We start from the raw sequence: 25201 nt of genomic DNA, 5'->3' as shown, positions 1-25201 counted from the left end.
GATGGCACTCAAGGATCGCCTCGAAGACGACCGGTCGGCCAACGACCGGATGAGCAGGAACACCGTCCAGCACTGGCGGCAGCGGCTGCTGGAGGAGATCAATCTCGACGAGCTGGCGCGGCTGACGATGGCGCAGCGGCGGGCCCGGCTGGAGAAGGTCGTCGGGCTGCTGGTGAGCCGGGAGGGCCCCGTCCTCGCCGCCGGCGAGCGGGCCAACCTGATCCGCCGGGTGGTGGACGAGGCGCTCGGCCTCGGCGTGCTGGAGCCGCTGCTCGCCGACCCCAGCGTCACCGAGATCATGGTGAACGGCCCGGACGCGATCTTCGTGGAGCGGGCCGGCCGGGTGCACAGGCTGGACGGGGGCTTCGCCAGCGAGGACCAGCTCTACCAGACCATCGACCGGATCGTCGCGCAGGTCAACCGGCGGGTGGACGAGTCGAGCCCGATGGTGGACGCCCGCCTGCCCACGGGGGAGCGCGTCAACGTGATCGTGCCGCCGCTGTCGCTCGTCGGGCCGATCCTGACGATCCGGCGCTTCCCGCGCGCGTACTCGATCGAGGAACTGGTCGGCCTGGGGTCGCTGGACCCGTCCACCGGCATGCTGCTCGCCGCGTTCGTGCGGGCCCGCCTCAACATGGTCATCGCGGGCGGTACCGGTACGGGCAAGACGACGATGCTGAACGCGCTGTCGGCGTTCGTCCCGGACCACGAGCGCATCATCACCATCGAGGACTCCGCCGAACTCCAGCTCAAGCAGGAGCACGTCATCCCGCTGGAGTCCCGTCCGGCCAACATCGAGGGCAAGGGCGCGATCACCATCCGCGACCTGGTCCGCAACGCGCTGCGGATGCGCCCCGACCGGATCATCGTCGGTGAGGTCCGCGGCGGCGAGACCCTCGACATGCTCCAGGCGATGAACACCGGTCACGACGGCTCGCTGGTGACGGTGCACGCCAACTCGACCGAGGACACCGTGCACCGCCTCCAGACGCTGGCCAGCATGAGCGACGTCAAGCTGCCGTTCGAGGCGATCCGCGACCAGATCGCCAGCGCCATCGACGTGGTCGTCCAGCTCAGCCGCGGACCGGACGGCTCCCGCCGCATCACCGAGGTGGACGTGGTCGACCCGGCCCGGCGCGACCAGTTCAAGCTGCGCCCCGCGATGCGGTTCAGGCCCGAGCCGGTCGGTCCCGACCGCGAGGTCCGCGGCGTGTTCGAGGCGCTGCCGCTCCCCGAGGCGCTGCTGACCCGGCTGTTCCACGCCGGCGAAAGCGTCCCGCCGATGTACGCGCAGGGCGCCAACGGCACCGCACGGCCTACGGGAGCCGTCGGGTCGAACGGCCACGGACCGCAGGCGAGCCAATGATGCGCATCGACGAACCGACGAGGGAGTGTCCGCGGTGAGCCTTCCGCTACCGGTGATCCTGCTGCTGCTGGTGCTGACGCTGGCACTGGCGGTCTGGGGGATCGGCGACCTGATGATCGGCTGGGGGCAGCGCAACCGCCTGGTCGCCCGGTCCGCCCTGGTCACCGATGAGAAGATGACGGGCCTGCTGGGGCGGTTGGACATCGCCGTCCGCCGCACGGCCCTCGGCAAGGGGCTCGCCCGCCGGCTGGCCGCGTCCGGGATGCGGATCCGGGTCTCCACGTTCCTGCTGCTGATGTCCGCCACCGGCGTCGCCGCGATCTTCTTGATCGGCAAATGGATGGCCCCCCTCTTCGGGGTGGCCGCGGCGGTCGGCGTGGGCTTCGCCTTCCTGTCCTACGTCCGGCGCAGGGAGGAGCGGCGCAAGGAGGAGTTCATCGCGCAGCTCCCGGAGCTGGCGCGCGTGCTGTCGAACGCCACCCACGCCGGGCTCGTCATGCGCACCGCCATCGAGATCGCGGCGGACGAGCTGGCGGACCCGGCGGGCGAGGAACTGCGGCGCACCGCGGACGCGCTCCGGCTCGGCCAGCCGGTGGACGAGGCGCTCCGCGACCTGGGCGAGCGGCTGCCCTCCCGGGAGCTCGGGGTGCTGATCAGCACCCTGGTGGTCTCCGCCCGGGCCGGCGGCTCGCTGGTCACCGCGCTGCGGACGATCGCCACCACGCTGGAGGAGCGCAAGGAGATCCGCCGCGAGGTCAAGACGATCATGGGCGAGGCGGTCGTCACCAACTGGGCGATCGGCCTGCTCGGCATCGCCGGTCTGGCGATGGTCAACGTGATCATGCCTGGTGCGCTGCGGATCATGAGTGGCAAGCCCGTCGGGCAGATCATCCTGGCCGCCGCCGGCGGCCTCTTCATCGCCAGCTTGATCATCATCAGCCGGATGACCCGGATCGACGTGTGAGGTGACCATGGCCATGTACGCCATAGCGGCCGGTGCCGCCCTCTGCGTGCTCGTGGGCGTCCTCGGGCTCGTCCAGCTGACCGCCGACCAGCGGGTCGCCACCTCCGCGGTGCCGCTCGCCCAGAAGCCCGAGAAGAACGACACGTTCGTCCTCGACGCCATCGCCGACCGCCTCGGGCGGCCGTTCACGGGCATGACCATGGAGCTGCTGGGGCCGTGGCGGCCGAAGATCCGCAAGCGGATCGACGCGGCGGGCCGCCCCGGCGGGATGACGGTGGAGACCTACGCCCGCCGGACCGCGGGCTATGCGGTGCTGTTCGGGCTTCTCGGCCTGGGACTGATCGTAAACGGGCACGCGTTCTACGGGATCCTTGCCATGCTGGGTGCCCTGCAGACGGAACTCGTCCTCTACAGCAAGCGAGTCGCGCGGCAGGACAACATCCAGAGTTCGATGCCGGACTTCCTCGACGTCCTCGCGGTGACCGTCAGCGCGGGTCTGAGCTTCCGGCTGGCGCTGGCCCGCGTGGCCGAGAGCATGCCGGGACCGCTGGCGGAGGAGTTCATGGTCGCGCTGCGGCAGATGGAGCTGGGCACTCCCCGGCGCGAGGCGTTCGAGGACCTGCGGAACCGCAACAGCTCCGAGGCGGTGAACCTGTTCGTCACGGCGATCCTGCAGGCGGAGGAGCTCGGCGCTCCCCTCGGGACGGCGCTGGTGGACATCGGCACGGACATGCGGCGTGAGGCGGCGCAGTGGGCCAAGCGCAAGGCCCAGCGGACCACGCCGAAGATCACCGCCATCACGATGTCGATGACGCTCCCCGCACTCATGTTGGTCGTTCTCGGTGCCCTGTTCATCGGGTCCGGAATGGGTGGTGCAAGTGGGATCCTCGGACAGTAGGGGCGAGGTCTTTCCGGAACGCGTCGGGTCGGCGTTCCGGATGCTCATGGAGATCCGGATGCTGATCACCGCGCTGAGCATGCTGCTGCTGCCGCGCGACCAGTTGACGGTCGGTGTGTTCGTGCTGATGTCCGCCATGCTCCTGGAGACGTGGGGGACGGCACGGAAGTGGCGGATCGTCGCTCCCCGCGTCGCGGCCCACCCCTCCCTCTACACGCTCGACATGTGCCTTTCCTTCGCGGTACTGGGCGTGGGCGGTATCGCCGGACCGTACTTCCTGTCCACCGTCGCCACGGCGACCATCGCCGGGCTCCTTTACCGGTGGCAGGGGATGCTGGCCGTGGCCGGCCTCCAGATTCTCGTCTACTACCTCACCTATGTCCTCACCGCCACCGAGGCGGAGGCCGTGACCTTCCAGACGTTGCTCGGGCAGCCTCTCTACTACCCGCTGGCCGGCTTCGTCGGCGTCGCGCTTCGCCGCCTGCTGGACGACTACGCCGCGAAGGAGGCCGCGTTGTGGCAGGCGCAGGTCATCGCGGCGGCTTCGGAGGAGAGGGCCAGGCTCGCCCGTGAGATGCACGATTCCTTGGCGAAGACGCTGCGCGGCATCGCGCTCGCCGCGTCCGCGCTGCCCTTGTGGACGGCGAGGGACCAGGAACGCGCGGCGCAGGAGGCGGAGCAGATCGCGACCGCCGCGGCGGTCGCCTCCCACGAGGCGCGCGATCTGCTCACCGAGCTGCGGGACGACGCCATCGCCCGCCCTCTCCACGAGGCCCTCCGGGAGACGGCGAACCGCTGGGGCGCGTCGACTGGGGTCACCGTGACATGCGACTTCGACGGGCTCGTTGAGCCGGAACTGCGGATGCGCCACGAGATGGTGGCGATCCTTCGGGAGGTTCTGACCAACGTCGAAAGGCACGCGAAGGCCGATGCGGTGAGGGTCGAACTCGTGAAGGAACGGAATGATCTCGTGCTCACTATCGTGGACGACGGCAGGGGCTTCCAGCCCCCGCAGCTGACCGACCTGGCGCGTGAGGGCCATTACGGCCTGATCGGCCTGCACGAGCGCGCGCAGCGCGTGGGCGGGACGGTGATGATCTCGTCCCGGCCCGGGGCCGGGACGACGATCTCGGCCAGGCTTCCCGTGGAGGTGTCCGGCGAGCGCCGGCCGGCGGAGGTGGGCTGACATGGCGAACCCGCGTGTGGTGGTCGTCGATGACAACGTGGTGGTCCGCTCGGGCCTTGCCTCGCTGGTGGAGGCGTCCGGGGCGGAGGTGGTCGGCGAGGCGGGGGACGGGCGGACGGCCATCGAGCTGGTCGACCGGCTCGAACCCGACCTCGTCCTGCTCGACGTGCAGATGCCGCTCATGGACGGGGTGGCCGCGGCCCGGGTCCTGAGCACCAAGACGCGCGTCATCATGCTCACCTACACCGAGGACCCGAAGGTCGTCCGCGCGGCCATCGAGAACGGTGCGGTCGGGTACCTGGTGCACGGCGCCTTCACTCCCGAGGAACTGGCCGCCGCCGTCCACGGCGTGGCGACCGGGGCCAACCCGCTCTCACCCGCGGCGGTCTCGGCGCTCGTCGGCGCGGTTCGAGGCGACTCCCAGTCGGCCGCGGCCAGGCCCGAACCCGGGCCCGAACCCGGGCCCGAGCCCGGGCACGAGCCCGGGCACGAGGAGACGGCGGATCCTCGGAACGCGCGCGAGCGGTTCGCCCCGGCGGCGAGGGGCACCGGCGACTTCGGCCTGTCGGCGCGCGAGGCGGACGTGATGCGGCTCATCGCCCGCGGACGGTCCAACGGCCAGATCGCCCAGCAGTTGTTCCTGGCGGAGAAGACCGTCAAGAACCACGTGAACCGGATTTACGCCAAGCTCGGCGTGACCTCGCGAGCGGCGGCGATCGCACAATGGATAGGCACCTCGGATGAGGTGGACGGATGACGGGGAGGCGGCTCGCGGCCGGAAAGGGCCCGTTGGGTTGGGTCCGTGGACCCGGTCGGGATTGGGTCCGGACGCCGGGTGCAATTGGGCCGCTGGGCCCTGGGGAACGCTATCGCAAATCCCTACTGTTGAGTGTGTCAGGGCGAGCCAGAAACAGCCGGAAGGTATCAGATGAACCCGATGATCCCCCTCTTCGTCACTCTTCAGACCTTCGTTCAGGACCGCGCCGAGCAGCTCAGGGACAAGCGCGACCGGGGTGCCAGCGCGCTGGAGTACGGCGCCCTCATCGTGGTCGCGGCCCTGATCATCGGGATCCTCTACAGTCTCATCGACGGGACGGTCAGGGAGAAGATCTCCACGGCGATCACCGACCTGTTCAACCCGAAGTCGGCCGGCTCCAAGGCGGCCACCTGATCCCGGAGGGCTCCGCGACCGGACCGGCTCAGAGCGATCCGTCAATGCCCGATGGGGAGACCGCAGATCTGCGGTCTCCCCATCGGGCATTGGCGGGTTTCTGTATTTTTTGAGAGGAATCATGGATTATCGCATGTCGGTGAGGAGGCGTGCCGTTCGCTATGTCGCGGTTCCCGCCGCCCTCGCTCTCGCTCTCTCAGGATGCGCCGGCGACGGCAAGCCGGAATCCGGTAAAACGGCATCACCGACGGGCAAGGGAACGCCCGGTGGAGCGCTGCGCCCGATCGCCTCGATGCCTTTGGCGCACAAGGACGGCCCCGCGCACGTAGACCTGCTGGCACTGAGCCGGACGGCCGCGAACACCGTCACCGCCCGATTTAAGATCGTCAACGACGGGAAGAGCCCGCTCGACCTGACGACGGCCCTCAACGAGACCGGCGACTCCCTCGACCCGAACCTGGGCGACGCGCTGGCCGCCAGCGGCATCGGACTCGTCGACGCCGCGAACGAGAAGATCTACTACCCCCTGGCGAAGACCGAGAAGTCGAACAACTGCGTCTGCACGACCCTTCACAACAACCCCGTCAATCCCGGCGGGGCCATCGACGTCTACGCGACCTTCCCGTCGCCCCCCGGAAACGTCCAGAAGGCCACGCTCGTCGTCCCGCTCTCCGTGCCCTTCCAGGACGTCCCGATCACCGGGGACCCGGTCGCGCCGCTGCAAGGGCAGATCGACCCGGCGAAAGTCCAGGTGAGGCAGCCCCGGGTCCTCAACCTGCGGAGCCTCACCGAGGGCACCGAGCAGTCGGTGGACGACGACCCCAACGACCGGTCGGTGCGCCTGTCCGCCGACGTCCTGTTCGCCGTCAACAAGGCCGACCTGACCCCGCGGGCCGAGCAGTTGCTGCAACAGGTGGCCAAACAGATCGACGCGTCGAAGGGCACCACCGTCAAGGTCGACGGCCACGCCGACAACACCGGGAACGACGCGATCAACCAGCCGCTGTCGGAACGCCGCGCGCAGGCCGTCGCCGACCGGCTGAAGAGCCTGGTGACCAGGCAGGGCGTGAGCTACCAGGCCGCGGGCCATGGCTCGAAGGAGCCCGTCGCCACCAACGACACCGCGGAGGGGCGCCGCAAGAACCGGCGGGTCACCGTGCTGTTCGCCCGCCCGCCCGCGCCGGCGCCGCCGCCCGTGAGCGGTGACCCCTACAAGCGCGGCTCCTCGACCGTGCTCGGCTCCGCGACCTTCCAGGCCGCCGCGGCCAAGGGGCTGAAGGTCGAGGTGAACAGCCTCCATCGAGACTCCTCGGGGCTGACGGTCCTGGTGTGGACGCTGCGCAACGAGGGCCAGGGAAGCCCGGACGTCGGGCAGAAGCTGGAGAAGCGCGCCGGTATCCACGGGTCCGATCCGCGGCCGATGCGGCTGGGGAGCACCGGAGGTGCGATGCTGTTCGACGCGGCCAACCAGGTGCGCTACAACTCGCTGAGCACCCAGGCCGGGCCATGCCTCTGCAGTGATGTGGGCCAGGAGGAGGCCAAGAAGGTGGTCGGCCCGGGCGAGAGCATCGTCCTCTGGAATGCCTACAAGCCGCCGGCGAACGCCGCGAACCTCGAACTGCAGGTTCCTTGGGACCAAGCCGCGGACGCCGCGGTGAAGGGCCTCACGATCAGGTAGCCGTGGAGACGAGGGAGACCGCTTCGACGACATCGTGCCGGGCGGACCCGCCGGACGGGCGGGTCCCCTGGTGGCGGAGGCGCCCGCCAGGGCCGCGGATGCCCGGCATGGCCGCGTTGTTCTCCGTCCTTTTCCTCCTCGTCGGGTGGATGCTGGGCTACACCGAACTGAGTGACAACTCGTTCATGGTGCACCTCGCGACAGGCCATTGGATCCTCGACCACTGGGTGCCTCGGGAGGACATCTACTCCTACACCGGCCAGGGAGTGCCGTGGGTGGCACAGTCGTGGCTCGCCGAGGCGGTCTACGCTCTCCTTGACAGGACCGTCGGCCCCGCCGGGATCCAGGTGCTGGACATGGCGGTCGGCGGGCTGATCGCCCTGCTGGCCTACCGCCTGGCGTACCGGCTGCAGCGCGACCGCGGAGCGTCGGCGTTCCTCGTCGTGGCCGCACTGGCACCGGCGGTCTGGCTGTGGGTGGAACGTCCGCTCCTCCCCGGCATCCTCGCGATGCTCGCGCTCGTCTGGCTCGTGGAGATCCCGGATTCGCGCGCCGGACGCCGGCCCCTGCTGTTCCTTCCACCGCTCATGTGGTCGTGGGAGAACGTGCACGGCTCGTTCATGCTGGGATTCGGCTACCTCCTCCTCCACCTGGCGGGCCGATGGCTGGACGGGCATCCGCCGTGGCGGGAGCGGGAGCTGCGGCTGGCGCGCGCCGCCGCCCTGGCGCTCGCGGCCTGCCTCGTCAACCCCTACGGGACCGCGCTGGTCCTCTTCCCGTTCCGGTTGCTGGGAAGGGGCGAGATCCTCGGGCAGCTCGTCGAATGGTCCTCACCGGATTTCCACACGCCGCTCGGCTTCGTCCTCGCGGTCTGGACCGTCCTGGTCGTCGGAGTGCTCGGCCTCGCTCGAACCCGACCGTCCCGCGCCGACGTGCTGGTCCTGGCCTTCGCGACGCTCATCTCACTGTGGTCGATGCGCAACATCGCGCTCACCCCGCTGATCGGCCTGCCGGTCGTCGCCCGCATGCTCCGCAAGGAGGCGCGGCCGGACGAACGAACACGCATCAACCTGGCCATTGCGGTCCTGGGCGTACTCGCCGCGTCGCAATGGACGGTGGCCCACCTTTCCCGGCCGTCCTACAACACCGATACCTATCCCGTCGCCGCGATGAGGCAGATGCGGGACAAGGGGCTCCTGGGAAGCCGTCTGTTCACCACCGATGAGTGGGCCGGCTATGTGATTCACGCTTACTGGCCTACGCAGAAAGTCTTTCTGGACGACCGGTACGACATGTATCCGAAGTCGGTGGTGATCGACTATCTGCAGGCCAGGCAGCAGCCGGAAAGGTGGCGGTACCTGGCGGACAGGTACCGCATCGAGGTCGTCGTCTGGCCGAGCGGTCAAGTGCTCGCGCAGATGCTGCGCGCCGATCCGGAGTGGCGGCTCGTGTACGGGGACGGGAAGGCCGTGGTATTCGCTCGCCGGTAAGGACGCCGGCAGGGCCCGGACCTTGCCGGGAGGGGGCCCCGGGACCCTGTCGGCTCGACATCGGTGCTGTTAGGTTCGCTGACGATGCGGGGAGCGTTGTCCCGCGCTTCGTCCGGCAGAGTGAGAGGCAGAGGCATTTCCGGTGGATACGATCATCGGGGAGAAGGTACGGCGGAACCCTCCGGGCGGCCCAGCCGCGGGGCATTCTCGAATGTCGTCCGCCACCGCCCGTTCGGCCGTCTGCTGGATGGCGATCGGGTTCATGGGCGGCCTCGACCCGCTGGACGACAACTCGTTCCTGACCCATTTGCGGACCGGGAAATGGATCCTCTCCCACGGGGTCCCGCACCAGGACTTTTATTCCTACACGGCCTCGGGCACCCCATGGATCGCCCAGTCCTGGCTGGTGGAGGCCTTCTACGCGTTGATCGACAAGGTGGTCGGCCCCGCGGGGATCCTGATCATGGACGGTGTCGTCAACGCGATCATCGCCCTCCTGGCGTTCCGTCTCGCCGACCGGATGCGCGGCGGGGGCCGGACGGTCCAGCTCGTGCTGCCGGCACTCGCCGCGTCGCTGCATTTCTGGGTCGAGCGTCCACTGATCTTCGGTGTTCTCGCGATGGCCCTGCTGCTGTGGATCGTCGAGGTTCCGGATTCCTGGATCGGGCGGCGACCATACGTCTCTGTCCCCGTGCTCATGTGCTTCTGGGTGAACGTCCATGGATCCTTCGCCCTCGGGTTCGCCTACATCGCGCTCCATCTGCTCGGCCGATGGCTGGACGGGGCCGCGCCGTGGCAGGGCGAGGAACGGCGCCTGCTTCAGGCGGGGGCCCTCGGCGCCGCGGCCTGCCTCATCAATCCCTATGGTTATCGGCTGGTCCTCTTTCCGGTGGGTCTACTGCGCAGGGGGGAAGTGCTGAAGAACGTTCAGGAATGGCAGTCGCCGGACTTCCGGACCACGGTCGGAATCACGTTCGCCATCTGGATCGCGGTTTTCGTGACCGTCCTGGCACTGGGCCATGGAAAGGCCTCCAAAAGGGACCTGATGGTGAGCGTCCCGTTCCTGCTGCTAGGTCTCTGGGCGCTGCGCAACATCGCCGTCGCGCCACTGGTCGGGCTCCCGATCGCCGCGCGCCTGCTCGGCGCTCGCCCGGACTCGGGGGAGCGTCGGCGGATCGCCGACGCGGGCGTCATCGCGGTGGTACTGGCGGCGGTGGCCGTGTTCGCCTCCGCGACGCTCTCGCGACCGGTGTTCGACTTCGGCAACTATCCGGTCCCCGCGATGCGGGCGATCGAGCAGAACGGCCTGCTCGGGCGGCGCCTGTTCACGACGCACCCCTGGAACGCGTACGTGATCCACGAGTACTGGCCCCGGCAGAAGGTCTTCATGGACGACCGCTACGACATGTATCCCGTGGCGTTCAGCAAGCAGTACATGCGGGTCCGGGACGGGAACCCGGAGTGGCGGGCCGTGATGGACCGGTATCGGGTCGACGTCGTGATGTGGGAGACCGATACCCCGCTGACAGCGTCGATCTCGTTGGATCAGGGATGGCGGCAGATCTATCGCGACCCGCAGGCGACGGTCTTCGTCCGGAAGGCCTCGTAGGTCAGGTCCGCTCGAGATCAGGCCCGGTCGAGACGGAAGTCGTCGAACGTCGCCTTGGACGCCGGCTCGAACAGCAGCCGTTTCTCGCGGCCGGCGACGATGCCGAGTTCGCCGGAGCGAAGTGGGGCGGCGCTGTCCGTCGCCGCCGCCACCTGGCGGCCGTCGACGAGCGCCTTGATCTCGACGCCGGTCGCCGAGTCCTCGCAGATCGCGGTGACGCGCGCGCCCGAGTACGCGTTCGCGACCGGGGAAGGCGTCCTCGCGAGGTCGGCGCCGGAGAACTTGTCCCCTTTGCGAATCCGCACGTTCCCGTTCTGCATGAGGAGGACGTCGTAGCGCATGTGACCATCGCTCCGGCAGTACACTCCGGCCTCGTCCGCCGCGTCCGCCGACTGGACGCGCACGGTGACCGTGATCTTCACGTTCGGCGGCGGATCGGACACCGGGGCCTTCACGAGCTGGTGGTACCCCTGGGTGATCTGGGAGATCGCGAAGGTTCCGGCCGTGTACTGCTCGTACTCGCCGTTCTCGTTGCCGGTCAGCCAGCCCGATCGCGGGTTGGAGAAGTCGTCCTTCAGCAGGTCGCCCTCGGCGCCTGCTCCGCTGCCATGGTCCGGCCACAGAAAGGGGGTCAGACCCGCGGCGAGCGCCGCGGCTCCAACGGCGGCGATCACGGCGAGGCGGCGGCGGGACACGCGCATGCCGGGCAGGCGGCGGGTGAGGCCGTCCTTCGTGGGCTCGCTGCGCGGTCCGCCGTTCGGGGCGATCTCGGGGATCGTCGTCCCCACCAGTCCCACGGTCCGCGCCGCGCGTTCGGTGTCGCTCTGCCCGGTCAGCTCCCGAAGCAGCTGCGCCGAAGTGGGACGCGCCGACGGGTCCTTCGCCAGGGCCCGGCCGACGAGCTCGCGCAACGGGGACTCCAGCCCTTCGATGTGCGGTTCGCCGTAGACGGTCTTGTAGAGCACCTCGCCGACGTTCTCACCGTCGAAAGGGAGCCGCCCGGTGCCCGCGTACGCCATGACGCTGCCCCAGGAGAACACGTCCGCGGCGGCGGTGATCGGTTCGTCGATCAGTCCTTCCGGCGCCATGAACGCGGGGGTCCCCATGCTCTGCCCGGCGCGAGTGATGCGGTGATCGGTGCCCAGTCTGCGCGCGATCCCGAAATCGATGACGCGGGGGCCGAAGGGGGACAGCAGGATGTTCTCGGGCTTGAGGTCGCGGTGCACGACCCCGGCGCTGTGGATGGCGGACAGCGCGGTCGCGACGCCGGCGGCCAGTCCTTCGAGGTCGGAGCCGCTCAGCGGACCGTAGGTGGAGACCACGTGCTCCAGAGTCGGGCCCTGGATGTACTCCGTGACCACGTAGAAGGGCTCGCCGTCCATGTTCGCGTCGAGGACGGGTGCCGTACAGAACGGACGGACCTGGCGCGCCGCCGTCACTTCTCGCCGGAAACGCTCGCGGAAGTCGGCGGTTTCAGTCATCTCCCTGTTTATGATCTTGATTGCGACCGAACGGCCGTCCGGAGCCTCGGCGAGATGGACCGTCCCCATTCCGCCCCTGCCCAACTCGCGCGCCAGCCGGTAGGGGCCGACATAGCGCCCGGACATCGCGGTCTCGTCAGTATCCGCCGAAGACATATCGCCGACGGTAGCCAGGCCTGAAGGGCCCGGCAAGTAGCGCCTTGCCTGGGTCCCCGGGCCCAGGGCCGGGCCCATGCCGATCTGCGGGAACGCATTTCGTGCGGGTCCATAGACCCTTGGGGAACTCTGTCCGAAAACCTAGCGTGCAGAACCATGCGTGCCGTGTTCTCGGCCTGGTTCACGGCGAGTGTCCTCGCCGTCATGGCCCTCCTCGCACTGAAGGCGCTCGCTCCCGCGGCCGGACAGGGAGAACCCGTGGACGAGTACGCCCAGGTTCTCCGTGTGCACCTTCCCTGGCTGGTGTTCTGCGTCCTCATGGCCGTCGCCGCCGGCAGTTACGTACGTGACTGGGCCAACGATCTCGGGAGGGTCGTCGCCGCGCTGCCCGTGCCCGTGCTCGGGAGCATCGCCGCGGCCACGGCCGGCATCCCGCTGTCCGACACCCTGCTCGGCGTGATCCTTCATCTGCTGGAGGCGGCCCTCGGCGTCGTGCTCGGACTGGCGCTTTCCAAGACGCTCTCGCAGCGGTGGGCCGCGGAGACCGCCAAGGCCAGGGGGAAAGGCGAATGGCGGAAGAGCCGCTGAGCAGCCGATGAGGGTCTCACCTGGGCCGTCTGCACAGTCCGGGCGAGGCATCCCACCGCGCGAACACCAGGGTCTGCGCGGATGGTGCGGTGAAGAGGCTCCTGCCGGATCCGCCAGTGCCCTGCACAACTCGAGCCTGTCGGTGTACACAGAGGGCGTCACGACGGTCCTATCGGAGGGTTGCTCTGTGCTGGAGGTGTTAGCGCTGCTTGTCGCGGCGGGGTTCATGGTCGGCTGGGTCGCATGCGTGGTGGGGCTCGTCCAGATGTGGGGCACCCGGCGCTGGCCCGCGACGACCTGCGTGGCCGTGGAGATCAGGGAGAAGGCGAAGTACGAGGACGGCCGGCGGTTCCTCGTGTATTCGCCGGTCGTCGAGTTCACCACCCATGACGGCCGCCACGTCCGTGATGTGCTCGGTGACTGGTCTACGGGACTGGTTCTCAAGCTCGGAGAGTCGGCACAGTTGAAGTACAACCCCGCGAAGCCCGAGGACTTCCGGTTGACCGGGTTCAGTAGGAGCGGGGCGAGCACCGGGCTGTTCGTGTTCTTCCTCGCCCCGACGGCGAGCTGCCTCATCCTCTGGTGGTTCCTCTTTAGGTCCTGAGGCCCTGTCGAAAGGGTCGGCCGCGCCCTATGGTCCATGGCCATGACAGGGGGCTTTACTCGGTTACGCCGGGACGGTGGAGCGTCGGCGCTCGAATACGGTGCGGTGATCGGCTGCGGTGCCCTCGTGGTCGCGGTCCTCGCTTATGCCATCTCAGGATCGTTCCGCGGCAGTGTGGAGCCCGCCCTATGCCGCCTCTTCGGCGGGGACTGCAAGCCGCAGGCCCAAAGTCCGCGCCCGCTGGATTGGACGAGATGCAACGTCAGTGACGCGAACCGCTCCATGGGGTTCAACGCCGTGTTCCGCGGCATCCGGGGGGACCTCGGCGGCAAGGACCAGATCGTCACGCAGGTCAATCCCGCCACCGGTGAGAAGACCGCGCAGGTCACGTTGACCGGGAAGAGCGGTCTCGGACTCGAGACAGGCGACCGGGACGACGTCCTCGACCTCGGGAAGCTCAACGACAAGCTCAAGGCCGGCAAGAACGGCAAGGTTGACATGTCCGCCTTCGTCGGCACGAACACCGAGCTGGGCTTCCGGTATGACTTCAACGAGTCCGAAGGCGGCGATCCCTACGGTCGGGCGCAGAACTTCTTGGACTCGCGGCGCGGGGCGTACTGGCAGCGCGTTCTGAGCGGGCTGGGCGGAACTACCGGCGAGGCCACGGAGAACGGCGCTGCCGCAGCGGTGAACGCCATCAGGAAGGGGTGGGCACGGCTGCGCGGCAAGGACACCAAGAACCTCGATAAGGAAGGACTGACCCCCACCGCTGTCACGTTCCGCATCGGGGACGAGGCATCGGCCGGCGCCAAATGGAGCGGTAAGAAGGAGGCCGCCAAGCCGAAGGTCGATCTCGGCCTGGAGGCCGGGTTGGAAGGAAAGGTGGTCGCCTCCGGAGACGTGACCGTAGTCGTCGATGACAAGAAGAACCCCGCCAACAACGGAATGCGGATCTTCACGCAGAAGGTGGCGATCGACGGCAACGGGAAGATCCAGGGCGGGCTCGACCTCAAGAGACTGCTGCCTCGTGAATGGGAGGGCGGTCCCAAGGGGAGTCTGGAGCTCGGCGGGGGCGTCTCCGCGACGCAGACGGTGATATTCGACCGTAACGGGAACCCGGTGCGGTTCACCCTCCAACTCGACAAGGAATGGAAGGCCGGAGGTTCTGTCACCCTGGGGACCAACCAAAGGGCGAATCAGGGTGTGAAGGGCAAGGGCAAGGGCGTGGTCGGGCACAAGACGAGCACGCTGTACAGCCTCGACCTCAAGGACCCGGAGAACCGCGCGGCCTTCGACGGCGTCTTCGTGACGGCCGGAGGAATGGTGGCGCTGCCCAGGCCGCAGTCGCCCAGCGATATCGGTCAGGCCTTCGACCGGTTCGGCCAGGCGTTCGCCCGGCACGGGCAGATCGCGAAGTTCGAGTACGACACCAGCGGGAACACCATCGAGGGCACCGCGGCCACCGACGAGACGGGGTTCAAGAAGAAGGGCTTCGGCGTCGGCAGGTCCGAGGAGAGAACCTGGGCGAAATACCGCTCCGGGAAATACTTCGACAACCAGGCGCCGCAGGCGGGCTGGCTGACGCTCGCGAACTGCCCGCAAGGATGACCAGGAGGCCGGCATGACTTCAAGGGGCAGGAGCCTGGCAGTGGCCGTAGCGGCGATCCTGGCGGCCGTCGCCATGTCAGGTGGTTGCGGCGGCGGGAGCGACGAGGGGAAGGGCGGAGAGCGCGGAGGCGTGAAGTCTCCGGCAACGCAGAGCCCGCAGGCGGGAACGGTGACGGTGGCGACGCTGTCGTTCACGCCGCCCGCCGGGATGACCCGCATCGAGCCGACAGAGCAGGGCGTGACCCTGGAGATGTCGCTCGGAGGGGCCACGGAGAGCCCGGGCCAGTCCGTCCCGCCGCCCGGCGTCCAGGTCTTCCAGGGGGGACGCGATCTCGCCAACGTGAGCGTCAGGCTCGGGCTGATCGAGGCCCGACTCAAGGCCGATGCGGCCGATGCCCAGGTCACCAAACGGGAGGTCGAGATCCCGGGGGCGACCGAGGCCGCGGTGATGGAAACGGTCTACCCGTCGGCCGCGTCCAAGCAGCTCGACATCGTCATCGGAACGGCGGCCGGGCCGCAGTACGACATCCGCTACGGGGGCCTGCAGTCCGCTTTTGACGAGGCGGGCGCCCAGCGGATCGTTACGTCCGCCAGAATCTCCGGGGGCGGCTCGTGATTCCGGTCAAGGCGATCCTCGTAGGCGTCTCGATCGCTTTTCTGGCGACCCTGGTCCTCATCGTCCTTATCGCCTTCGCGCAGGACCCGGAAAGCGAGCCGGGACCCGTGCTCACGGCGCTTTCCTGGGTCCTCGGGGCGGTGGTGCGCGCATGCTCGGGCTATGTCGCCGCGCGGATGAGCGTGCGGACCGGCAGCCGGGGCCTGGTGGTCGGCGCCGGCGCCATAGCCGGCGCCATGGGGTACGCGTTGTTCCTCTCACTGATGGCGACGTTCGCGGCGCTCGGCGGCCACCCCGGCTTCAGCGTCGGAGATGTCGTGGGATTGCCGGTCTGGGCCGCTCAGGCCGCTGTCGGCGGCGTCCTCGCCGTGGTGCTGCACCGAAAGCGCATCGCGACGGAGGCACAGAACGCCACGTGGGCCTACGGCTGACCTCGCCATTTCGCATTGGGTCTCAGGGCCCTGTCCTCCGTTTCGTGTGATCATTAGGATCTTTTCGGGGAAAATACCGATCTCGCGACGATGGGGCGCAGATGCTGCGACGGATCAGATCCGCTGGCCGGTATGGAGGCGACGCGGGGGTCGCCACCTCGGTCCTGGTCATGGGCATGGCGGTGGCCCTGGCCGCGGGCTTTCTGGCATTCGGCCGGATCGCGCAGGCCGGCGACATGCGCAACCAGGCGCAGATCGGCGCGGACGCGGCGGCGCTCGGAACCCTGGCGCCCTTGCGTGACCGGGCCGTCGACCTCCTGATGCAGGGCCTCGAACCGGGGGCCGCGGGCTACTGGCTCGTGGGATCGCCCCCGGAAAGCGCCGCGAAGAAGTACGCGGACGAGAACGACGTGCACACGACGAAGGTTCGGCTGAGCGGCGTGGCCGGCAACACGGCCATGGTGCAGGTCGCCACCGACCGGTGCCAGCTCAAGAACGAGGACGAGCTGACGGCGAAGGACAAGGACGACCTTCGGCACAAGCGGAACCTGTGCACCGACGGTGCCGGCAAGACGGGCATCGGCCGCTCGGGAACCGCGCAGGCGATCGCGAAGATGTTCTCGCCCGACTGCGACATCGAGACAGCGCCCGTCACCGATCCGGAGGCCGGCGGCATCGGGGGGGTCACCAGGATCACCTGCGACGGCGTCCGTGCTTTTCCGAACGGGAACCGGGAGCGCGTCACCAAGCTGTTCAAGATCCGCTTGGTCGACAAAGAGGACCCGATCGAGTACAACGGCCAGCCGGACGGGTTCGGAGGGCCGTCCGGCGGCGGGGGCGTGGTCGCCTCCAAGTGCGCCAAGGACGGGTCGAAGCCGGCCGAGAACCTCAGTTTCGGTGGAGCCGTCGTCGCGTGGGCACTGTGCTGGCTTGGAACTCCGTACGCGTGGGGCGGCGGGAACTACAGCGGGCCCACTCGCGGCATCTGCTGTTCCCCAGGCGGTTATGACGGGCGCCTGTATTTCGGCTTCGACTGCAGCGGCCTGACGCTCTACGCCGTCTACCAGGCGTCAAAGGGGCGGATCGCCCTGGGCCACTACACCGGTAACCAGATCGCCGATAAGCGTGGACAATCTGTGCCCCCGAACCAACTCCAGGCTGGTGACCTGCTCTTCTTCGGCTTGCCGACGCCCCATCACGTGGCCATCTACTACGGGGACAACAAGATGGTCGAGGCCCCGCAGACCGGCGATGTCGTCAAGATATCCCCCTTGCGCCACGTGGACGCCGCCCGCAGATTCGGCTGAGGACGGGCCCGGGACCACCGGTCACCCCGCAGCGCCACCTTCCGGCTCGGCGGGGTGACCGCCCGCCCGGTTCGGCGGAGCTGAGAGGCGGCCGGTGGGAGCGCCCCGCCGGTACGCGGGCCAGAGGTCAGGGGCGGCGGACGGCCACGAAGGTGTCGGGGGCCAAGGTCGTGATCTGGAAGGCGGCCGGGTCGAACTGGGCCGGGCGGAAGAGAAGCGTCCCCGGCACGCGCAGCCCCTTCCAGACGAGCTGGCCGCCCTTGCTGCGGAGCACGAACACATTGATCGGGCCGAACTCGGTATGCCGCGTCGCGTCCGCGAACGCCGCCGGGTCGGTGATGAGGGAGAGCCGTTCGAGTTCCTCGTAGCGGTCGTCCCAGCGGATGGGGCCCTGGGCGCCCGTCCGGTCCACGCCCATGAAGCCCTGCCAGGGCAGGAAGGCGAACAGCTGCTCGTCGTAGGACAGCACGCGGGGACGGCTGTCGGCAGGCCTGGTCGATCGCACCAGGCTCTCGATCTTCGCGACCGGCAGGTAGTCCCAGTCTTCGATCCCGATGTCCGCGGCCAATGCCAGGGGGTCGCCCGTGCCGGGGTGGCTCCTCGGGAGACCGCCGTCCGGTAGCCGCTGGTAGTGCGCCAGGGCGGCGAGCGAACGTCCCGTCGCATCGGAGCCGGAGGCGGCTCCGCCCGATACGGGCATCCACGTGAACGCGTAGCCCACGCCGGCCAACAGCAGCAGCGACGCCGTCCCGAAGACCCCCGTACCCGCGACGAACGACCCGCGCATTCGTCGGGCCAGCCATCCGGTGAGGTGCGGCATGGCCGCCACGACGCTCAGCACCGCCCCCGAGACCAGGCAGAGTTCGATCAGCGGCCTCGTGTAGTAGTAGAGCCCGCTGTGACCTGTCGTGCTCCATCGGATCATGTTGACGGCCCGGTAGGCGTAGCAGCCGCCCAGGATCGCCAGCAGGGGAGGTGCCCACCACTGTCGCCGGACGTACCGGAGGAGCCCGAAGAGCCCGGCGAGTTCGACGAGAGCGATCGGGCGGACCTCCAGGAACGGGAACGGCTGCTCCGAGATCCTCGCGCTCTCGTAGGTGTCACCGACCTGCTGCCCTCCACCGAGCATCGCAGCCGCATAGGGCACGGTGTACCAGGCGGTGGCAACGGCCACCACCGCCGCGACCCGCGCGAGGTAGCCCAGATAGGCGGACCGGTCGGGCTCCCCGCGCCAGGTCCACCAGCACAAGGGGATCAGGCCGGCCGCGGAGAAGACCACCCAGGCGTGGTAGGTGAGGCAGAGCGCGGCGGTGACCAGGCCGGCGGCAAGCCAGTGCGGCCGGCCTTGTGGCGGGCGCGCGACCACCAGGAGCACGAGCGGGACGAAGGCTGCCAGCGCCAGGACCTCGTGCGGCTTGGAGGGCACGCCGAAGACGAACAGCTGGCCGCAGCTGAGCAGCAGGGCCGGGACGGGCGTGGCCAGCCGGCACCACAGCGCGAAGCCCACCACGACCGAGGCCGAGACCAGCAGGGCCTCCGCGGTTCCGAGAAGCCGCCATGCGGGCGTGTCCGTGAGGGCGGCGACCTTGCCGACCAGGAACGGGAAGAGCGGTGGATACTCCGAAGGGGCCCCTACGATGCCGTCATTGGTCGCCCAGGAATGCGTGTAGCGGACGGCCATGGCCGTGATGCGCCCCGTGTCCCCATGCACGCCGCCGTAACCGAAGGGCGTGCCCGCGAGCGCCACACGGATCGTCAGAGCCATGATGGACGCGAACACCCCTGCGGCGACCGCCACGAGCACCGGTCCGCGGTGGCGCAGCGCGATGCCGGACAGGATGAGGGCGGCCGCGGCGGTCACCCGCAGCGGGAACTGGGCGCCTTCGGGCGCGAACGGTGACAGGTTCAGCAGCGAGGGCGCCGCGAAGGCGGCCGGGAGTGAGACCAGCCAGGTCGCCAGCGCCACGAGGCCGGGATAGCGCGACAGGCGGCTCATGCTGCGGACCCCGTCGGAGGCGTCAGCGGACCGGTCGGCGCCGACCGGTCCGGAGTCCCGAGGCTCCTCAGTGCGGTTGACGGCCTTCTCGTGCGGCATGCAGCCATCCAACCGTGATCCGAGCGAGTCCAACTGGGCCCGCAGGCCCAACCTCGGCCCCAATGTGGCGACGCGCGGGCCTGCGGGCCCTGGGTGCGTCTGGAGTCCTCCGGGTACCGTCGCTCATCATGAGCGTCGACCGGGAGTCCGCTGCCCGCAAGGCCACGGTCCCGCCCTCGGGCCGGCGGGGGCGCCTGGTCCAGGCGCGGACGAGCGGCGTCCTGGCGCACAGTGCGACCCGCTACCTGGTCATCGGCGGGCTGAGCTTCGCGGTCGACTTCGGCGTGCTGTTCGCCGCGCACGGGGTGTTGGGAGTCCGCCTGCCGGTCGCCACGGTCCTGGCGTTCCTGGTGGCCTTCACTGTGAACTTCGGTCTGAACCGGCTCTGGTCGTTCGGCAGCCGTTCGCCGGTCGGTCGGCAGTTGGTCCGGTACGTGAGCCTCGTCGCCGTCAACACCGTGCTGACGGCCCTGGTGGTCTCCGGGCTGGCGGCCCTCGGCGTGCAGTATCTCGTGGCCAAGGCGATCGTGACCGCCGGCTTGGTCATGCTCAACTACGCGGCCTATCGGGCGTGGGTGTTTCGCTGACGTCCCGAACGTCCGAGGGGTCGGCATCGAAGGAACCGGAATCGAGGATCTCGGACTCGGCGGCCTTCCCACGAAGGCGCCGCCGTCGTCCGATGTAGGCCGCGCCCAGAGTGACTGAGAGGCCCGCGAGTCCGAGCGCCGTTCCGGCGAACAGGCCAGGAGGCGTGTAGCCGCAGGAGAGACGGCCGGACGAGCCGTCGACCGGAACGGCGATGAGGCCGTCGTGACTGCGGGGCCGCCGTGCGGGGCCGTCGCCGATGGAGCATTTCCAGCCGTCGACGAGAGGAACGGATACCACGGCGACGCCTGGTCGGCCGCGCGGGATCTCCGCCTCGATCCTGTGGCCGGAGACCCGCACCCGCCGGGCCCCGCCCGACCGCAGCCGTTCGACCGCCGCCCGCAGCAGCGCGGGGTCCGCGCAGCCGACGACCGGAGCGGGAGCGGCCTCCGCCCCGGCCCGGATTGTGATCTTCAAGGTTCCGCCGACGGGAACGGTGCCGAAGGAGACCATTCCGGGGCCGCTGCGATCCCGGAACCTCCCGCCGGGCGGCTTGGGCGTCCAGCCGGCGACGCTGGATCCGGGGCTGCAGGACACCGTCGCCTCGTAGCGGGCACGCCCCCTGGCATCCGAGGGAATGTGCGGCCTGCCTCCGGGCGACGTCATCTCGGGTGCGCCGCCGACGGGCGCCCATCTGACCTTCGGATAGCGGTAGACCTCCGACCCCAGCACGGCCTCCTGGACCCGGAACGGGTCGGCGCCCGCCGGGAGCGGCCGCGTGGCCGACCGGAGGGTCACCAGCGGCGCCGCCGCACGGCGGGAGGGGGCCGGCCGCCCCTTGGAATCCGTGGCCTGGGCACCCACCGCGAATATGGCGTCGAGCACCGGATTGTCGGCGGGCAGGATCTGCCGCCCCCATCTGTCGTAGGGGTAGCCCAGGTCGATCAGGGTCCGGGACGTGTCGAGGGGGAGGACGCTGCTGTAGTAGCCGGCGCCCTGCCCGCCGAGGAGCATGGGGTCGTTGGCGGTGAGCCCCGGACCTCCCGGCTCCGTCCGGTAGCGGGGGAACCCGTCCACCGAACGGATCGCCTGCACCCGCTCCTCGTGCGAGGAGTTCCACGGCGCGGTGAACTCGAACCGCTGCGCCCGTCGCTGGTCGATGAACACGGCGGTCACCGTCTGCTCGAGGAGCATGAAGGCGGTCAGGCCCACCGCGGCGGTGACGAGGGCCGTCCTGGCCCTTCGGTCGTCTGGGCGACGAGCCGACCAACGGGCCGCTCCCACCGCGGCCGCGGCCGCCAGCGCTCCCGCGATCAGCAGCGCCGGGGCATGTCGGGAGGCCAGCGGGCTCACCAGCGCCAGGAGGAGCATTACGAGATGGAAGGCCGAGGCGCAGAGAACCGACCGCCGTCCGGGCCGTCCGCGGGTCACGCCGATCCAGCCCACGATGACCAGCGCAGCGCACAGCACGAACGCCTCGCGGTACGGGCTCCCATCGGGAGCGTCGAAACCGTTCCAGACGTACTGTCCCGGTCGCTGGAAGGACAGGGCGAGCAGCAGCGGCAGCGACGACCAGACCACTCGCGAGCGCCGGGGGATCGCCCGGTCGAACGGGAAGACGGAGACCGCCAGCAGCACGAGCGTTCCGACACAGATGCTCGGGCTCTGGCCCACGCCTTCGGAGGCGGGCAGGAGACGGGCCAGGAAGACCACGGGCGAGACGTCGAACGAGTGCCCGGTCGTCGGCGGGGCGTGCCCGGCGGCGATGAAGGTCGGTACGAAGAGCGGCATCGCCAGCGCCAGGCCGCATGCCGCCGACGCCGCGTACCGGGCCCCGGCCGCCAGCCGGTCGCGGGACGACATCTCCACGGTCAGGAAGCGCGCGAGGACGATCGCCGCGGCGCCGAGCGTCGCCATGTAGGCCGTGTAGAAATTGGCATACCAGGCCGCGGCGACGATGAGGACTCCGAGAGTCCAACGGCGGCGCTGCAGAGTCCACTCCCCGACCAGGCACAGCAGCGGGAGGAAGACCAGGCCGTCGAGCCACTGGGGAACGTATGCCGCGTCGTCCACGGCCCAGGCGCACAGGCCGTACGCCGAGCCGAAGAGGCCGAGCTGCCAGCGGGGGCCGCGCGGGGTGACCGCGTTCAGGTAGACGGTCATCGTCACCGAAGCCAGGGCCATCTTGGCGACGGTGATGACGAACATCGCCAGATCGATGCGCTCCGGCGGGAACAACGCGGTCAGGGGGGCGAGCGGACTGGCCAGATAGAGATGGAAATCGGGGAGGAAGGGGACGCCCATCCCGCTGTTCCAGTTGAAGAACAGGTCGCCGTCGGCGGTTCCCCGCAGTATGGCCGCCAGATGGGCGTGCATTGGGCCGAACTGGTTTCCAAGGTCGTTCAGATTGCGCGATCCGCCGCCGAACGGTGTCGTTCCCCGCAGGGCGCCCGACAGGCAGAACACCCCGATGGTCATGGCGGCGGCGAGGGTCTTCGCCCCGGGAGTGATCCACCGGAACCGCTCGGGCGGGGCAGGTCTCACCGGGACCGGTCCAGGCCGCACGCGCGGCATCTCTCGGCCGCCGGTCGGGAAGGGGCGCCCTGCGGAGTGCCGCTCGGCGCGCCGTCCCCCGTGGCCGTCGATGCCTCCTTCACCAGGTAGTGCGGCCGCTGTTTCGTCTCGTAGTAGATGCGCCCGATGTATTCGCCGATGATTCCGAGAAGGGTGATCTGGATACCGCCGAGCCCGACGACCGCCGCTATCGTCGTCACATATCCGGGAACGTCGATTCCGCTGACGGAGGCGCGGAAGATGATCCAGACCATGTAGCCGATGGCGATCATGGTGAGCATCGCGCCGGAGTAGACGGCCAGTCGAAGGGGCTTGTTGTTGAACGAGATCGTTCCGTCAAGAGCGTAGTTGACCAGTTGCCGGAACGTCCATTTGCTCCGGCCGTTCGCCCGGCCGACATTGCGGTACTCGACCACCGCGCTGTCGAAGCCCATCCAGGAGAACAGGCCCTTGGAGAAGCGGTTGCGCTCGGGGAACTGGAGGACCGCCTCGACCGCCCTGCGCGACAGCAGCCGGAAGTCGCCCGCACCGTTGACCAGCCGCACGTCGACCCACTTGTTGACCAGCCAGTAGAACACCGAGGTCAGCGCGGTCCGGGCGGCGCGGTCGCCGTCGCGGTCGCGGCGGGCGATCACTTGGTCGAAACCCTGCCGGTGCAGGGCCAGCAGCTTGCCGATGAGCTCGGGCGGATGCTGCAGGTCCGCGTCCATGATGATCACGGCGTCGCCGCAGGCGTGGCGGAGGCCGGCCAGCATGGCCGACTCCTTGCCGAAGTTGCGGCTGAAGGAGAGGAAGCGCACTCGGTCGTCGCGCTCCGCCAGGCCGCGGAGCCGGGGGAGGGTGCCGTCCGTGCTCCCGTCGTCGACGAAGAGGAACTCGACTTCTTCTTCGAATGCCGCGGTCTCTTCGCTGAGCGAGGTGAAGAGGGGAGGAATGGTCTCTTCCTCGTTGTAGCAGGGCACGATGATGGAAAGGATCAAGGTTCCACCTCTGTCGTGCGGAAGGAGGCCCGTCGCCGGGCATGTGAAGCACGGCGAGTCGGCATCAGGGTCAAATCTAGCGGTTGGCGCGAGGACGGGACAGGTCTCGACCGTGCACGCGGAAAAACGGGTCTCAGGGCCTTGCCTCCGGGAGAGTTATGGCAGCCGGCCATTGGGTCCGTGGGCCCATTTGAGGCACCGCCCAGACCCATTTCCGCGCCGGGCCCTGTCGGAGTCGCCGACTCGGATGCTAGGCATATCACACATGCACGAATGACCCTTGAGGGCCGGGGCTGGGATGAAGATGCGGCGCCCCGACGGGAGACGAGGCCATCGGCCACGTCCACCAGTCCGGACCAGGGGGTCCTGGGGGTGGTGACCGCATGTACAAGGACCTGACCATCGCTGCCGTCGTCCCGGCCCACAACGAGGAAGCCCTGATCGAGAAAACGATCAAAGGGATGCCCGAGCTGGTCGATCACATCGTCGTGGTCGACGACGCCTCGACGGACGAGACGGCCCGGCGGGCGGCCGCCGTCGGCGATCCCAGGGTCCGCCTGCTCCGGCACGAGCGGAACACCGGGGTGGGCGGCGCCATCGTCGACGGCCACCGCGCGGCCCTGGAGCTGGGCGCCGACGTGAACGTGGTCATGGCCGGTGACGCGCAGATGGATCCCGACTACCTGCCGGCTCTGCTCGATCCCATCGCCGAAGACGGATACGGGTTCACGAAGGCCAACCGGTTCTTCGCCCGTGCGGCGCTGGCCGGGATGCCGCTGAACCGCCTGCTCGGCAGTACGGTGCTGTCCTTCGCCACCAAGCTGGCCAGCGGTTACTGGAACCTCTTCGATCCGCAGAACGGGTACACCGCGGTGACGCGCGAGGCGTTGTCGCGGATCGACCTGGCACGGGTCTCCCGCGGTTACGCGTTCGAGAACGACCTGCTCATCTGGTTGAACATCGCCGGAGTGCGGGCCAAGGACGTGCCGGTGCCGGCCAGCTACGGCGAGGAGATCTCCGGCATGCGCCTGCACAAGGTGGTCCCGCAGATCGGGCGGCTTCTCGTGTGCGGGTTCTGGCGGCGCATCATGCGCAAGTACGTGGTGCCGTCCTTCTCTCCCGTCGCCCTCATGCTGTTCACCGGCCTGCTGCTCTGCGCGGTCGGAACGCTGATCGGGATCTGGGTCACCCTGCACAGCCTGGGGACGGCCACGGCCAGCGCGGGCAGCGTGCTGCTGGCCGTCGGCCCGCTGCTGGTGGGGATCAACATGCTGGTCCACGCGCTCACCCTGGACATCCAGGCGACGCCCGATTGACGGGCCTATCGTCCGCCGATCAGGCGCGAGGCGTCGTCGCCGATCAGGAGAGAAGCGCGCTCGCGATCAGTACGTGTAGCCGCTTTGGGGAGTGCGACGCGCACGCAGGCGGGCGACGAGCCACCAGGTGGCGATCGCTCCTATGAGTCCCCCTGCCGCACCGGCTGCGGTGCTCTGCACGGGAGAGCCCTGGACGACGCCCACGACGATACCGAGGAGCGTCGCAAGGCCGGGGATGAGGAGCACGGCGAGGGCGTGCCGGCCGGCGTTCGCGCGCTGCGGGAGAGGATGAAGGAGCGCGCCGGCGAGGGCCATCAGGGCGAACACGACCAGGGTCGGCAGCGCGGTCCACAGGAGTGCGCCCGTGACCGACTTCAGGTCGTCGTCGGAGACGGCCGCGCTGATGGCGAGGCCGGTGGTGATGACGCTGCCGAGGACGAAGACCACGATGGCCCCGGTCCACGCTTTCAGAAGATCCATGTCCGTCTCTGCCGTTCT

The 25201-nt window shown here is 69.2% G+C and carries 22 protein-coding genes; 17 read left to right on the top strand and 5 right to left on the bottom strand.

All coding sequences use genetic code 11. The annotated features are described in order from the left end of the window. Position 1 precedes the first annotated feature (1 nt). The 9 genes from AB0C21_RS28980 to AB0C21_RS28940 all read left to right on the top strand — a co-directional run bounded on the left by AB0C21_RS28980 (position 2) and on the right by AB0C21_RS28940 (position 10362). Positions 2-1366 (top strand): TadA family conjugal transfer-associated ATPase, encoded by a 1365-nt coding sequence (locus AB0C21_RS28980; RefSeq protein ID WP_500208455.1) that lies wholly within the window; start codon positions 2-4, stop codon positions 1364-1366. A gap of 34 nt (positions 1367-1400) precedes the next feature. After that, positions 1401-2330: a type II secretion system F family protein gene (locus AB0C21_RS28975; protein WP_500208454.1), complete on the top strand. Its 930-nt coding sequence runs from the start codon at positions 1401-1403 to the stop codon at positions 2328-2330. A 13-nt stretch (positions 2331-2343) separates the two neighbouring features. Continuing rightward, the gene (locus AB0C21_RS28970) at positions 2344-3228 is read left to right on the top strand and encodes a type II secretion system F family protein (RefSeq protein ID WP_500208452.1); all 885 of its coding nucleotides are present in this window, start codon (positions 2344-2346) and stop codon (positions 3226-3228) included. Beyond that, entirely contained in the window at positions 3209-4414 is a 1206-nt protein-coding gene (locus AB0C21_RS28965) for a sensor histidine kinase (protein WP_500208450.1), read from the top strand. The genes AB0C21_RS28970 and AB0C21_RS28965 overlap by 20 nt, the downstream gene beginning before the upstream one ends. 1 nt (position 4415) lies before the next feature. Further along, on the top strand, positions 4416-5171 hold the full coding sequence (locus AB0C21_RS28960; protein ID WP_500208449.1) for a response regulator: 756 nt from the start codon (positions 4416-4418) through the stop codon (positions 5169-5171). Positions 5172-5342: 171 nt separating this feature from the next. Continuing rightward, a complete protein-coding gene (locus tag AB0C21_RS28955; RefSeq protein WP_500208447.1) occupies positions 5343-5585 on the top strand; it encodes a hypothetical protein in 243 nt (80 codons plus the stop codon). A 292-nt stretch (positions 5586-5877) separates the two neighbouring features. Continuing rightward, positions 5878-7263, top strand: a complete 1386-nt coding sequence (locus tag AB0C21_RS28950; protein ID WP_500208445.1) for an OmpA family protein — start codon at positions 5878-5880, stop codon at positions 7261-7263. A 107-nt stretch (positions 7264-7370) separates the two neighbouring features. Next, the gene (locus tag AB0C21_RS28945; RefSeq protein WP_500208443.1) at positions 7371-8753 is read left to right on the top strand and encodes a hypothetical protein; all 1383 of its coding nucleotides are present in this window, start codon (positions 7371-7373) and stop codon (positions 8751-8753) included. 211 nt (positions 8754-8964) lie between these two features. Next, positions 8965-10362 carry a hypothetical protein gene (locus AB0C21_RS28940; RefSeq protein WP_500208441.1) on the top strand — a complete coding sequence of 466 codons (1398 nt, stop codon included), beginning with the start codon at positions 8965-8967 and terminating at the stop codon, positions 10360-10362. 17 nt (positions 10363-10379) lie between these two features. Here the strand turns inward: AB0C21_RS28940 and AB0C21_RS28935 are convergent, their stop codons facing one another. Further along, positions 10380-11999, bottom strand: a complete 1620-nt coding sequence (locus AB0C21_RS28935) for a serine/threonine-protein kinase (RefSeq protein ID WP_500208439.1) — start codon at positions 11997-11999, stop codon at positions 10380-10382. A gap of 156 nt (positions 12000-12155) precedes the next feature. On the opposite strand from AB0C21_RS28935, the gene AB0C21_RS28930 reads away from it, so the two are divergent. The 6 genes from AB0C21_RS28930 to AB0C21_RS28905 all read left to right on the top strand — a co-directional run bounded on the left by AB0C21_RS28930 (position 12156) and on the right by AB0C21_RS28905 (position 17153). Then, a complete protein-coding gene (locus AB0C21_RS28930) occupies positions 12156-12587 on the top strand; it encodes a hypothetical protein (RefSeq protein WP_500208437.1) in 432 nt (143 codons plus the stop codon). Positions 12588-12729: 142 nt separating this feature from the next. After that, the gene (locus AB0C21_RS28925) at positions 12730-13191 is read left to right on the top strand and encodes a DUF3592 domain-containing protein (RefSeq protein ID WP_500208435.1); all 462 of its coding nucleotides are present in this window, start codon (positions 12730-12732) and stop codon (positions 13189-13191) included. Between the two features lie 42 nt (positions 13192-13233). Next, positions 13234-14799: a hypothetical protein gene (locus AB0C21_RS28920; protein WP_500208434.1), complete on the top strand. Its 1566-nt coding sequence runs from the start codon at positions 13234-13236 to the stop codon at positions 14797-14799. 130 nt (positions 14800-14929) lie between these two features. After that, positions 14930-15415 carry a hypothetical protein gene (locus AB0C21_RS28915; protein WP_500208433.1) on the top strand — a complete coding sequence of 162 codons (486 nt, stop codon included), beginning with the start codon at positions 14930-14932 and terminating at the stop codon, positions 15413-15415. Continuing rightward, positions 15412-15846 carry a hypothetical protein gene (locus tag AB0C21_RS28910; protein WP_500208432.1) on the top strand — a complete coding sequence of 145 codons (435 nt, stop codon included), beginning with the start codon at positions 15412-15414 and terminating at the stop codon, positions 15844-15846. The genes AB0C21_RS28915 and AB0C21_RS28910 overlap by 4 nt, the downstream gene beginning before the upstream one ends. 101 nt (positions 15847-15947) lie before the next feature. Next, positions 15948-17153, top strand: coding sequence for a C40 family peptidase (locus tag AB0C21_RS28905; protein ID WP_500208431.1), 1206 nt, complete (start codon positions 15948-15950; stop codon positions 17151-17153). Between the two features lie 127 nt (positions 17154-17280). Here the strand turns inward: AB0C21_RS28905 and AB0C21_RS28900 are convergent, their stop codons facing one another. Continuing rightward, positions 17281-19248 (bottom strand): hypothetical protein, encoded by a 1968-nt coding sequence (locus AB0C21_RS28900; RefSeq protein ID WP_500208429.1) that lies wholly within the window; start codon positions 19246-19248, stop codon positions 17281-17283. A 128-nt stretch (positions 19249-19376) separates the two neighbouring features. Here AB0C21_RS28900 and AB0C21_RS28895 point away from each other — a divergent pair, with 128 nt between their 5' ends. After that, positions 19377-19835, top strand: coding sequence for a GtrA family protein (locus tag AB0C21_RS28895; protein WP_500208428.1), 459 nt, complete (start codon positions 19377-19379; stop codon positions 19833-19835). On the opposite strand, the gene AB0C21_RS28890 is transcribed toward AB0C21_RS28895, so the two are convergent. After that, positions 19798-22377 (bottom strand): YfhO family protein, encoded by a 2580-nt coding sequence (locus AB0C21_RS28890; protein ID WP_500208427.1) that lies wholly within the window; start codon positions 22375-22377, stop codon positions 19798-19800. The two genes, AB0C21_RS28895 and AB0C21_RS28890, sit on opposite strands and share 38 nt — an antisense overlap. After that, the gene (locus AB0C21_RS28885) at positions 22374-23387 is read right to left on the bottom strand and encodes a glycosyltransferase family 2 protein (protein ID WP_500208426.1); all 1014 of its coding nucleotides are present in this window, start codon (positions 23385-23387) and stop codon (positions 22374-22376) included. The genes AB0C21_RS28890 and AB0C21_RS28885 overlap by 4 nt, the downstream gene beginning before the upstream one ends. 383 nt (positions 23388-23770) lie before the next feature. Here AB0C21_RS28885 and AB0C21_RS28880 point away from each other — a divergent pair, with 383 nt between their 5' ends. Continuing rightward, on the top strand, positions 23771-24703 hold the full coding sequence (locus tag AB0C21_RS28880; RefSeq protein WP_500208424.1) for a glycosyltransferase family 2 protein: 933 nt from the start codon (positions 23771-23773) through the stop codon (positions 24701-24703). Positions 24704-24769: 66 nt separating this feature from the next. On the opposite strand, the gene AB0C21_RS28875 is transcribed toward AB0C21_RS28880, so the two are convergent. Beyond that, positions 24770-25183 carry a hypothetical protein gene (locus tag AB0C21_RS28875; RefSeq protein WP_500208423.1) on the bottom strand — a complete coding sequence of 138 codons (414 nt, stop codon included), beginning with the start codon at positions 25181-25183 and terminating at the stop codon, positions 24770-24772. Between the last annotated feature and the right edge of the window lie 18 nt (positions 25184-25201).

Source organism: Spirillospora sp. NPDC049024 (genome assembly GCF_040649235.1).
Classification (GTDB): Bacteria; Actinomycetota; Actinomycetes; order Streptosporangiales; family Streptosporangiaceae; genus Spirillospora.
This window is presented reverse-complemented; position numbering and strand designations above follow the sequence as displayed.